The organism is Nocardia sp. NPDC057455 (assembly GCF_042802775.1).
Classification (GTDB): Bacteria; Actinomycetota; Actinomycetes; order Mycobacteriales; family Mycobacteriaceae; genus Nocardia.
The window spans coordinates 58220-69462 of sequence record NZ_JBHVDM010000034.1; the positions used below are offsets into that span (position 1 = coordinate 58220).

Annotated in this window: 11 protein-coding genes; 5 read left to right on the forward strand and 6 right to left on the reverse strand. The window is 69.0% G+C overall.

Annotated features, from left to right (window positions below):
• Positions 1-46: 46 nt before the first annotated feature.
• The 3 genes from ACFU5M_RS16390 (at position 47) to ACFU5M_RS16400 (ending at position 3225) form a co-directional block, all read left to right on the forward strand.
• A complete protein-coding gene (locus tag ACFU5M_RS16390) occupies positions 47-916 on the forward strand; it encodes a metal ABC transporter permease (protein WP_379049491.1) in 870 nt (289 codons plus the stop codon).
• A gap of 274 nt (positions 917-1190) precedes the next feature.
• Entirely contained in the window at positions 1191-2363 is a 1173-nt protein-coding gene (locus ACFU5M_RS16395) for an acyl-CoA dehydrogenase family protein (RefSeq protein WP_379049493.1), read from the forward strand.
• Between the two features lie 55 nt (positions 2364-2418).
• Positions 2419-3225 (forward strand): enoyl-CoA hydratase/isomerase family protein, encoded by an 807-nt coding sequence (locus ACFU5M_RS16400; protein ID WP_379049494.1) that lies wholly within the window; start codon positions 2419-2421, stop codon positions 3223-3225.
• 157 nt (positions 3226-3382) lie between these two features.
• Here the strand turns inward: ACFU5M_RS16400 and ACFU5M_RS16405 are convergent, their stop codons facing one another.
• The 6 genes from ACFU5M_RS16405 to carD form a co-directional block, all read right to left on the reverse strand.
• On the reverse strand, positions 3383-3661 hold the full coding sequence (locus tag ACFU5M_RS16405; protein WP_379049496.1) for a DUF4190 domain-containing protein: 279 nt from the start codon (positions 3659-3661) through the stop codon (positions 3383-3385).
• A gap of 271 nt (positions 3662-3932) precedes the next feature.
• Positions 3933-4910, reverse strand: coding sequence for a 23S rRNA (guanosine(2251)-2'-O)-methyltransferase RlmB (gene rlmB, locus ACFU5M_RS16410; protein ID WP_379049498.1), 978 nt, complete (start codon positions 4908-4910; stop codon positions 3933-3935).
• Positions 4910-6316 carry a cysteine--tRNA ligase gene (gene cysS / locus ACFU5M_RS16415; RefSeq protein ID WP_379049500.1) on the reverse strand — a complete coding sequence of 469 codons (1407 nt, stop codon included), beginning with the start codon at positions 6314-6316 and terminating at the stop codon, positions 4910-4912. The genes rlmB and cysS overlap by 1 nt, the downstream gene beginning before the upstream one ends.
• Positions 6317-6380: 64 nt before the next feature.
• Positions 6381-6848: a 2-C-methyl-D-erythritol 2,4-cyclodiphosphate synthase gene (ispF, locus tag ACFU5M_RS16420; protein ID WP_379049510.1), complete on the reverse strand. Its 468-nt coding sequence runs from the start codon at positions 6846-6848 to the stop codon at positions 6381-6383.
• 2 nt (positions 6849-6850) lie between these two features.
• Entirely contained in the window at positions 6851-7576 is a 726-nt protein-coding gene (gene ispD, locus ACFU5M_RS16425; protein WP_379049503.1) for a 2-C-methyl-D-erythritol 4-phosphate cytidylyltransferase, read from the reverse strand.
• Positions 7577-7578: 2 nt separating this feature from the next.
• Entirely contained in the window at positions 7579-8067 is a 489-nt protein-coding gene (carD, locus tag ACFU5M_RS16430; protein WP_011206964.1) for an RNA polymerase-binding transcription factor CarD, read from the reverse strand.
• A 425-nt stretch (positions 8068-8492) separates the two neighbouring features.
• Here carD and ACFU5M_RS16435 point away from each other — a divergent pair, with 425 nt between their 5' ends.
• Together ACFU5M_RS16435 and radA are read left to right on the forward strand one after the other, a co-directional pair.
• Positions 8493-9260, forward strand: a complete 768-nt coding sequence (locus tag ACFU5M_RS16435; RefSeq protein WP_379049505.1) for a hypothetical protein — start codon at positions 8493-8495, stop codon at positions 9258-9260.
• A 203-nt stretch (positions 9261-9463) separates the two neighbouring features.
• A complete protein-coding gene (gene radA, locus ACFU5M_RS16440; protein WP_379049507.1) occupies positions 9464-10861 on the forward strand; it encodes a DNA repair protein RadA in 1398 nt (465 codons plus the stop codon).
• The last annotated feature ends 382 nt before the right edge of the window (positions 10862-11243 follow it).

Sequence of the window (11243 nt, forward strand, 5' to 3'; positions counted from 1 at the left end):
CGGCCGTACCGCAAGCCGACGAACCGGCCGAGAGTGGAGTGCGCTCGTGACCGACAAACTGTCCAGCGTCCTCGGCAAGATGCTGGACTTCGGCACCACGGCGAACCTGTTGTCCTACGGTTTCGTCCAGCAGGCGCTGCTCGCCGCGGCCCTGCTCGGGTTGCTGTCCGGTGTGATCGGCCCGCTGATCATCAGCAGGCAGATGTCGTTCGCCGTGCACGGCACCAGTGAGCTGTCCTTGACCGGGGCCGCCGCCGCGCTGCTGGCCGGTGTCGGGGTCGGTCTGGGGGCCATCGCGGGGTCGGTGGTGGCGGCGGTGTTGTTCGGCCTGCTCGGCAGCCGCGCCCGCGAGCGCGATTCGGTGATCGCGGTGGTGCTCTCGTTCGGCCTGGGTCTTTCGGTGCTGTTCCTGTGGCTGGGCCCTGATCGCGCGGGATCGAAGTTCTCACTGCTGACCGGCCAGGTGGTGAGCGTCGGCAACAACGGCCTCGGCCTGCTCGCCGTCTGCACCGCCGGGGTGATCGCGGTGCTCGCGGTCGTCTACCGGCCGTTGCTGTTCGCCAGTTCCGATCCCGAAGTGGCGGTGGCACGTGGTGTCCCGGTGCGGGCGCTGTCCATCGTGTTCGCCGTGCTGCTCGGCGTCACGGCGGCGTTCGGCGTGCAGATCGTCGGCGCGCTGCTGGTCCTCGCTCTGCTGATCACTCCGGCCGCCGCGGCCGCCCAGCTCACCGCGAACCCGATCCGGGCGACGGTGCTCGCCGTGGTGTTCGCGGAGATCGCCGCCGTGGGCGGCATTTTGCTGTCGCTCGCGCCGGGCGTCCCCGTCTCCACCTTTGTCACCACCCTCTCGTTCCTGATCTACCTCGCCTGCCGCCTGCTCGGCACCCGCAACCGCCGGCTCGCCCGCGCCCGCTGAGAGACCGCGAACCCGCACCTGTCGGCCGCTGAACGTGGGCGGCGTCGAGCTTGCATCGGCGAGCCGATGCTGACCCGATGAGCCGGTCTCATTCGGTGAAATCGGTCAGGGATTACTCATCGGCACCCTGAGGCTGCCGCGCCTCGGCAGGCAACGGTGCAGCTCGAGGCTCTGCCACCGAAGGAGAAGAACTTTGATGGCAGCCGCCTTCAGTCATTCCGGAGCACTTTCGTATGCTCGAGGCACCGCGCCCCCGAACGAATGGTGACCAACGATGATCGACTTCGCGATTCCCGCCGACCTCGCCGCCGAACGCGACCGAGTACGCCGATTCGTCATCGACAAGATCGTCCCGTACGAGCGGGACCCGCGCCTGACCGCGCACGGCCCGACCGATGAGCTGCGGCAGGAACTCGTCGAGCTGGCCCGCGCCGAGAAGCTGCTCACCGTGCAGGCGCCCGAGTCGCTCGGCGGACGCGGACTGACCCACATCGAGCAGGCGGTGATCTACGAGGCGGCGGGCTGGTCCACGCTCGGTCCGGTCGCGATGAACTGCGCGGCGCCCGACGAGGGCAACATGTTCCTGCTGTCCAAGGTGGCCGCCCCCGACCAGGTCCAGCGTTACCTGGCCCCGGTGATCGCCGGCCACCAGCGCTCGGTCTTCGCCATGACCGAGCCGGACGGGGCCGGCTCCGACCCGGCTCAGCTGTCCACCACGGCGACCTTCGACGGCGAGAATTTCACCATCAACGGCCGCAAGTGGCTGATCACCGGGGCGAACGGCGCGAAGACCTGGATCATCATGGCGCGGCTCGCCTCGAACCCGCACCTGCCCGAGGGACCCACACTGTTCCTGGCCGACGGCGACGAGCCCGCCATCGTCATCGAACGCACGATGAACACCATGGACCGCAACTATGTCGCCGGGCACGGGGTGGTCCGCTTCGACGACCTGGTCCTGCCCCGGGAGGCACTGCTCGGCGAGGCCGGCCAAGCGCTGCGCTATGCCCAGCTCCGGCTCGCCCCGGCCCGCCTGACCCACTGCATGCGGTGGCTCGGCGCCGCCGAACGAGCCCAGAGCATCGCGGTCGAGCACGCGCGCACCCGCACCGCGTTCGGCAAGCCGATCGGCGAACACGAGGGCGTGTCGTTCATGCTGGCGGACAACGAGATCGCGCTGCACCAGTGCAGGTTGACCATCTGGCACGCGTGCTGGCTGATGGACAACGGCGAGAAGGCGCGGCACGAGAGTTCGATCGCCAAGTCGTTCGTCTCCGAGGAGCTGTTCAAGGTCGCCGACCGGTGCGTGCAGGTGCTCGGCGGCATCGGCATCAGCGATGAGACGGTGGTCGAGATGATCTTCCGGGACATGCGCGCCTTCCGGCTCTACGACGGCCCGACCGAGGTGCACAAGTACGCCATCGGACGCAAGGTGCTGCGCGGATAGCCGAGGACTTTCGGCCCCGAGTCAGCTCCGCGTCCGTCGGCTAACATCCTGTGGCATGAGTTCGGAACTGCACGTCGACGTCTCTCAGGGCGTCGCCGTGCTCACGCTCAACCGGCCCGCCCAGCAGAACGCCTTCACCCCCACGATGGCCGCCGAATTGGGCGCCGCGTTGCGGCGCTGCGATTCGGAAGACGCCATCCGCGCCGTGATCGTCACCGGCACCCCGCCCGCGTTCTGCGCGGGTGCGGACCTATCCAATCGGGTAGGCGAGGTCAGCGCCACCATCGATCCGCCGCCGTGGCGGGTGCGCAAACCGGTGATCGCGGCCGTGAACGGGCACGCGGTCGGCATCGGCCTGGCTCTAGCCCTGCAGTGCGACCTGCGGTACATGGCGCGCGACGCGGTGTACGGGTTGAACCAGGTGCGCCGGGGCGTCCTGGCCGACGGCTACGCGCACTGGACACTACCCAGGCTCGTCGGCATGGCCAACGCCGCCGACATCATGCTGACCGGGCGCACGTTCGACGGTGACGAGGCGAAGGCGATGGGCCTGGCCAACAGCTCACTGCCCGCGGGCGAGGTGCTACCCACCGCGCTTGCCGTCGCACATGACATCGCGAACGGTTCGGCGCCGCTACCCGTGGCCCTGTCCAAGCGGCTGCTCTGGGAGGGGCTGGGAATGAGCCCGGCCGTGGTCGGAAAACTGGAAACCGATCTCAACCAGCACGCGACCGAGAGCATCGACGGCGGCGAGGCCATGGCCGCGTTCCGAGATCGCAGGCAGCCGAGCTGGTCGGGCAGCGTCAGCACGGAATGGCCCGCCTGGGACTCCGCGGAGCGCGAACGCCCCATTCTGGATTAGGCCCTGCCGGGCGCGGTGTAGACACACTCCATCCGACCGTGCTCGCACGCGGCTGCCGCAACCTATCCTTCGCTCGGCGCAGCACTGTGGAGACTCCAGATCGTGCCCTGCACCATGCCCCGGTGCGGTGAACAAGCGCCGTCCGGCAGTACACCGCTCAAGCGTTACCGCCGAGCAGGATGAACAGGAACAGCACCGCGAAGATGATCATCAGGACGGTGCCGACGACGCCGAGTACATAGCCGACCAGCACCTGGGCGCGGCCACCGTACGCACCGCCGGATTCCTCGATCTGGTTGAGCGCGCGCCGTCCCAGCGCCCACGCCACCGGCCCCAGCACTCCGCAACAGAAGACGCTCGCCGCGCCGAGAAACAACACCGCCGTCGCGTTCGGATGCTCGACCGGCTGACCGATGGGCTGATTGGGTATCACCACCACCCGAATTCTACTGGGATGTCTCGCCTCTCCGGGTTCTCGAGCCCCACGCGTCGGAAATCATGAGATCCGGCAGCGGATCTTGCGTTGTTCGGCAGTCGGGTTCCGGGCACACCCGATGAGCCACCCATGACCAAGCGAGATCAGTTTTCGCGCTGCGCTTTTGAGCATGTTCGCCAATTCGGCCGGGTTGGGTACGCACCGGAAAGCTATTCGTGGACCCAGAGCCCGGCACGCGGGCCCGGCAGCGAGCGCACCGGCGGAGACGCCCTCAGGCGCGGCGTTGCCGGGCGACTTCGGAGAGCACCACACCGGCGGCGACCGACGCGTTCAGCGATTCCACCGGACCAGCCATCGGAATCGACAAGATCGCGTCACAGGATTCCCGGACCAGACGGGAAAGCCCCTTGCCCTCCGAGCCGACCACGATCACGGTCGGCTCCCGGCCGTCGAAATCGTCCAGCGTGGTGTCACCACCGGCATCCAAGCCGACGATCTGGACACCACGGGATGCCCAATCCTTCAGCGTCCGCGTGAGATTCGTAGCGCGCGCGACCGGGAGGCGAGCGGCGGCGCCCGCGCTGGTGCGCCAGGCCACCGCGGTGACGCTCGCGCTGCGCCGCTGCGGAATCAGCACGCCGTGGCCACCGAAGGCCGCCACCGACCGGATGACCGCGCCCAGATTGCGCGGGTCGGAGATGTTGTCCAGCGCGACCAGCAGCGCGGGCTCGGCGGCGCCGCGTGCCCGGTCGAGCAGGTCGTCGGGATGGGCGTAGCGGTACGGCGGCACCTGGAGGGCGACACCCTGGTGTAATCCGTTGGCGCTCAACCGATCCAGGTCGGTGCGCGGTACCTCCAGGATGGAGATGCCCTTGTCGGCGGCCAGCCGCACGCTCTCGGTCAACCGGTCGTCGTTCTCGGTGCCCACCGCGACGTACAGCGCCGTCGCGGGTACACCCGCGCGCAGGCATTCGACCACCGGATTGCGGCCGAGCACCAACTCGGGACCGTCGTCGGCCTTGCGTCCCGCGGGCCGGCCCGCGGCGCCGCCGCCGGACGAACGACCTTGCGCGGCCTTGGCTTTCGCGGCCGCCCGCTTGGCGGCGGGATGCTTGGTCCGCATCTCCGCGGGCGGGGTGGCGCCACGGCCTTCCAGCCCGCGCCTGCGCTTGCCGCCCGAGCCGACGACGGCGCCCTTCTTGCTGCCGCCCTTGCGAATCGCACCGCGGCGCTGCGAATTGCCTGCCATCACTTGGCCTTTCCGAATTGCGGTTCTCCGAGCGCCCATTCCGGACCGTCGGCGGTGTCGGTGACCTCGATACCCGCGGACTGCAGACGGTCGCGCACGCCGTCGGCGGTCGCCCAATCCTTCGTGGCTCGCGCCTCCTGGCGGCGGTCGAGTTCCGCACGCACCAGCACGTCGAGTGCGCCGAGCGCGGCCGAGGAGTCGCTGGGGGTGTACCAGTGCGGGTCGAGCGGATCGACACCGAGGATGCCGAGCATGGCGCGCACCTGACTCGCCAGATCGCGCGCGGAGTCGATCGCGCCGACCTCCAGCGCCTTGTTGCCATCGTGCACCGCGCGGTGGATCTCCGCCAGCGCCTTCGGCACCGCGAGATCGTCGTCGAGGGCGGCGGCGAACGCGTCGGTCCACTTGCCCACCGGAATCTCACCGGCCCGGTCGACCACCCTGGTCACGAAGGCTTCGATGCGCTGGTAGGACTGCGCCGCGTCGTGCAGCGCCTTCTCGGAGTACTCCAGCATCGAGCGGTAGTGCGCGCTGCCCAGGTAGAACCGCAGTTCGACGGCACGCACCTGTTTCAGCACGTTCGGCACCGACAGCACGTTGCCCAGCGACTTGGACATCTTCTCCCCGCCCATGGTCACCCAGCCGTTGTGCAACCAGTACCTGGCGAAGCCGTCACCGGCGGCTTTCGACTGGGCGATCTCGTTCTCGTGGTGCGGGAACACCAGATCCATACCGCCGCAGTGGATGTCGAATTCCGGGCCGAGATAGAACCCGGCCATCGCCGAGCACTCCAGGTGCCAACCGGGGCGGCCGGGCCCCCAAGGCGACGGCCAGGTCGGCTCGCCCGGCTTGGCCGCCTTCCACAGGGTGAAGTCGCGCGGGTCGCGCTTGCCCTCGCCCGCGCTCTCACCCTGGTGCACGTCATCGAGTTTGTGGCCGGACAGCTTGCCGTAGTCGGGATAGCTGACCACGTCGAAGTACACGTTGCCCGCGGAAGCGTAGGCGTGACCGCGATCGATCAGCCGCTGCATCATGTCGACCATCTGGGTGATGTGGCCGGTGGCGCGGGGCTCCGCGGACGGCGGCAGCACACCGAGGCGTTCGTAGGCGCGATCGAAGGCGCGCTCGTGCGTGGCGGCCCACTCCCACCACGGCCTGCCCGCCTCGGCGGCCTTGGTGAGGATCTTGTCCTCGATATCGGTGACGTTGCGGATGAACCAGACGTCGAAGTCGTGTGCCAGCAACCAGCGGCGCAGCACGTCGAACGCGACTCCGCTGCGCACATGGCCGATGTGCGGCTCGCCCTGCACGGTGGCGCCACAGAGGTACACCGAAGCACGGCCGGGGACCAAGGGCGCGAAATCGCGCATGGTCCGCGTGTCGGTGTCAAAGAGGCGCAGGGTCACGGCAGTCGATCCTAGCTGGTGTATAAGGTCGTTCACGGACCGGCTCGGGTCCGCCGGAGCAGGATCAACGACAAGCTTGCAGCAGGGCCGTCGCCACGGCGGCGACCCCCTCGCCGCGACCGGTCAGGCCGAGACCGTCGGTGGTGGTGCCGGACACCGAGACGGGGGCGTCGAGCAATTCGCCGAGCACCTGCTGCGCTTCGGCGCGTCGGGGCCCGATCTTCGGGCGATTGCCGATCACCTGCACCGCGGCGTTGACCACTTCGAAGCCCGCTTCGCCCAGCAGTCTGCGCACTTCCTTCAGCATGGCCGCACCGGAGACGCCCGCCCATTCCGGGCGTCCGGTGCCGAATACCGCGCCGACATCGCCGAGGCCCGCCGCGGACAGCAGCGCGTCGCACAGCGCGTGCGCGGCCACGTCGCCGTCCGAGTGGCCCGCGCAACCGTCGTCGCCGTCGAACCGCAGACCGGCCATCCAGCAGGCCCTGCCCGCTTCGATCGGATGGACGTCACTGCCGATGCCGACGCGCATGGTCACGGCGCCACCGCCGGTCCGATGCCCGCGCCGTCGAGTATCGCGTCGGCGAGCCGGAGGTCGAGTGGAGTGGTGATCTTGAAGGCCAGCGGATCGCCGGGAATGGTGTGGACTCCGACGCCGAGCCGCTCGACCAGTCCCGCGTCGTCGGTCGCCTCGATGCCCTCGGTGGCGTAGGCGGAGCGCAGCAGCTCGGCCGCGAAACCCTGCGGCGTCTGGATGGCGCGCAACCGGGCGCGCTCGGGAGTGCCGGTCACCGCGCCCGCCGCGTCGACGGCCTTGATGGTGTCGGCCACCGGAAGTCCGGGAACCACGGCGGGACGGCCCGCGCGCAGTTCCGTCGCGACCCGGACGATCAGGTCGGGCGGCGTGAGCGCTCGGGCGGCGTCGTGCACCAGGAAGTAGGCGGCGTCGGGCGCCGCGGCGATACCCGCCCGCACCGAGTCGATGCGTTCGGCGCCGCCGACGACCACCTGAACCGAACCCGCGGGCGGCAGCAGGGCAACGGCGCTGTCGACGAGTTCGGTGGGAACCATCACGATGATCCGGTCGACCGCGCCGGAGGCGATCAAACCTTCGACGGCGAGCCGGATCATGGGCGTGCCGCCGACCGGGACGAACGCCTTGGGTGTCGATTCACCCAGACGCACGCCACGACCGGCGGCAGGCACCAGAGCAACGACGGGTCCGTCGGTGGGACGGACACCGTTGTCAGGTGTACTCACGGTCAGGAAGCCGCTGCGAGGACCTCATCGAGCAGGGTCTCAGCCTTGCCGTCATCGGTGCCTTCGGCCAGCGCGAGCTCACCGACAAGAATCTGCCGAGCCTTGGCGAGCATGCGCTTCTCACCCGCGGACAGGCCGCGGTCCTGTTCCCGGCGCCACAGATCGCGGACGACCTCGGCCACCTTGTTCACATCGCCGGAGGCGAGTTTCTCGAGGTTGGCCTTGTAGCGGCGGGACCAGTTGGTCGGCTCCTCCGTATGCGGCGCTCGAAGCACCTGGAAGACCCGATCGAGACCCTCCTGACCCACGACGTCACGTACGCCGACGTATTCGGCGTTCTCCGCGGGAACCCGAACAGTGAGATCGCCTTGGGCGACCTTCAGGACCAGATACTCTTTTTGCTCACCCTTGATGGTGCGAGTCTCGATTGCTTCGATCAGCGCCGCTCCGTGGTGGGGGTAAACGACGGTGTCTCCGACCTTAAAAATCATGTGTCCCGTGCCCCTTTCGATGTTCACAGTTTAACATGCGACTCGATAACGGCGCGATCAACTGTGCAGGTCAGGGCCACAACGAGGCAACCGTGGGGCTTGACAGATGCCAGGCGGTGTGCATTACGTTGTGCCAGAAGGGGTTATCTCCCGGCTCGTTCGGCGCCGCCCGCCTCGCGCGCGCCGGCACCTCCGCGGCAACCATCCGAACCTCGATCGAACCGTTACCGAAGAGCCGAGTGTCGGCACGGACGTTTCGTGGCCCGCCGCACACCGCGCGGGCGCACGGTGCGCGCACATAGCGTTTGTCCCAGCCCCCGCGCCCGGTCCGCCGAGGGAACTACTACGCTGCCTAGTTACTACGCTCCCCCGCGGAGCAGAGCCCGGTCGACATGGAGGGACAACCCGTGACTGCCCTGAAAGCTGTGACCGCCCCGAAGGGGGCGCGACGTCGCATGGTGACGGTTGCCGCACTCGCCGCCGGAGCGGCGATCGCGCTGTCCGGCTGCGGCGCGGGCCAGATCTCGCAGACCGCGGACCAGGTCGCCGCCGTGAACGGCAACCACGCCGACGTGGGCCGCATCGCGCTGCGCAACGTGCACATCGTGTACCCGGCCGAAGGCACCGCGTACAACAACGCCAAGGGCGGCAAGGCGCTCATCGCCTTGTCCATCATCAACAACGGCGAGTCCGTCCCCGACGAGCTGACCAGCATCACCACCGACCTCGGCACCGTCAAGATCACTCCGGCCGCAGGCAAGTCGGTCGTCGAGCTCGCCCCGCAGCAGACCGTCGTCGCGGCGAACCAGCCGGTCAAGCACGAGTCCACGCCCACCACCACCACCACCGCGCCGACCACGAGCGCCGCGGCGCCCACCTCCGCGCCGCGTTCCGCCGCGCCGACCACCACGGCCGATTCGCACGGCGCGGGTTCGCACGGCGCGGGTTCGCACGGCGCGGGCGAGCACGGCTCCGAGCCCGCGGCCACCGACCCCGAGGCCAACCCGATCCTGATCGAGATCACCGGCCTGACCAGGGACGTCGCCCCCGGTCTCACCTACAACGTCTCGTTCAACTTCAAGCAGAACGGCACCGTCCAGGTCCAGGTCCCGGTCGACGCGGGCCTGCACACCGAGCGCCACGAGTCCGACAAGTCCGGCCCGGCCGAAGCCGAGCACAGCGGCGGTCACTGAGCTGGGTCTGATTGCGGCGACTTCGTCGCTGCGTGTTCGCGGCCCCTTTGTGGCATCCGAAGCTCGAACCCTGACGCGCCCAGCGCACCGCAACTCCCGGTTTCGAGCGAAGCGAGACCAAGCATGCGCTGTTCGCGGCCACTGGAGAAACCAACACGCGCTGCAAATGCAACCCTGTCAGGGGTGGTGCGTATGGTGCCCCTGTGGCAAAGACCAAGCCGACTTTTCGCTGCTCCGCCTGTTCGCATGAAGTCGCCAAATGGGTGGGCAAATGCCCTGACTGCGGCGCTTGGGGCACGGTCGAAGAAGTAGTCGTCGGGGCGGGGGCGGTTGGTTCTCCCGGGCGGAAAGCGATGTTGCCCAGCACCGCGGCCGCGCCGATCTCGCAGATCGATTCCAAGGTCACCCGAGCGCGGCCGACAGGCGTGAGTGAGCTGGATCGGGTGCTGGGCGGTGGGGTGGTGCCCGGCTCGGTGGTGTTGCTGTCCGGCGAGCCGGGGGTGGGCAAGTCGACGCTGCTGCTCGAGGTGGCGCATCGCTGGGCGGCTCAGCGCGACGAGAAATCGCTGTACGTCACCGCGGAGGAGTCGGCCGGGCAAGTGCGGTTGCGGGCCGATCGCACCGGCGCGGTGCACGACCGGGTCTATCTGGCGTCGGAATCGGATCTTTCGATCGTGCTCGGGCATGTCGAGCAGGTGCGGCCGACGCTACTGGTGGTCGACTCGGTGCAGACCATGCTCGCTCCGGACGTGGACGGTGTGACCGGCGGCGTCACCCAGGTGCGCGAGGTGACCGCCGCGCTGACCTCGCTGGCCAAGACGAGTGGGATCGCGGTGCTGCTGGTCGGGCACGTCACCAAGGATGGCAACGTCGCGGGCCCGCGCACGCTCGAGCACTTGGTCGACGTGGTCCTGCAATTCGAGGGCGACAAGAACTCGACGCTGCGCATGGTGCGCGGCATCAAGAACCGCTTCGGCAGCGCCGACGAGGTGGGCTGTTTCGAACTGCACGAGGACGGCATCGCCTGCGTCGACGACCCGTCCGGCCTGTTCCTGCACCACCGGACGGATTCCGTGCCCGGCACGGCGGTGACGGTCGCGATGGACGGCAAACGTCCGCTGGTCGGCGAGGTGCAGGGCCTGACCGTGAAGACCGAGATTCCGCAGCCGCGCCGCGCGGTGAGCGGCCTGGACTACAACCGGGTCGCCATGGTGCTGGCCGTCCTGCAGAGCCGCGGCCGGGTGTTCCTCGGCAAGAGCGATGTGTACGCCGCGACGGTCGGCGGCATGCGCCTGGTCGAGCCGTCCGCCGACCTCGCCATCGCGCTCGCCATCGCCAGCGCCGACTCCGACGTCCCGATCCCACCGGGCTGGGTGATCCTCGGCGAGGTCGGCCTCGCGGGCGAGGTGCGCAAGGTGACCGGCCTCAACCGCAGGCTGGCCGAGGCCGAACGCCTCGGCTTCACCACCGCCCTGGTGCCGCCCGGCCTCGCGACGGTGAAAAGCACCATGAAGATCCACGAGGTCGCCGACCTGCGCTCCGCCATCCGCATAGCGGGCCTGCGCAAACTACGCGCCGCCCCCGAAGAGGCCGCCGGCTGATCAGTACGGCCGCTGAGCCCGCGCGAAGAGCGACCGAATGTCAGTGAAACTAGCGTCGATCACCCATACCGCCACGCCCAGCACATCTCAACCCCCGGTTTCGAGCCAAGCGAGACCGAGCATCCGCCGTTCGCGAGCCACCAAAGGGGCCGCGAACCAGCGCCGCAGGCGCTGGAAAAACCAAGACAGCCCGGCTCGCGTCCGAGTGGCCGCCCGTACGCGACGAAGGTGCAAACGTCGATCACTCATACCGACGCGCCCAGCACACCTCAACCCCCGATTTCGAGCGAAGCGAGACCGAGCATCCGCCCGTTCGCGGCCCGGCTCGCGTCCGAGTGGCCGTCGCGTACGCGACGGAGGAGCAAGCGGCGGTCGCTCGGAC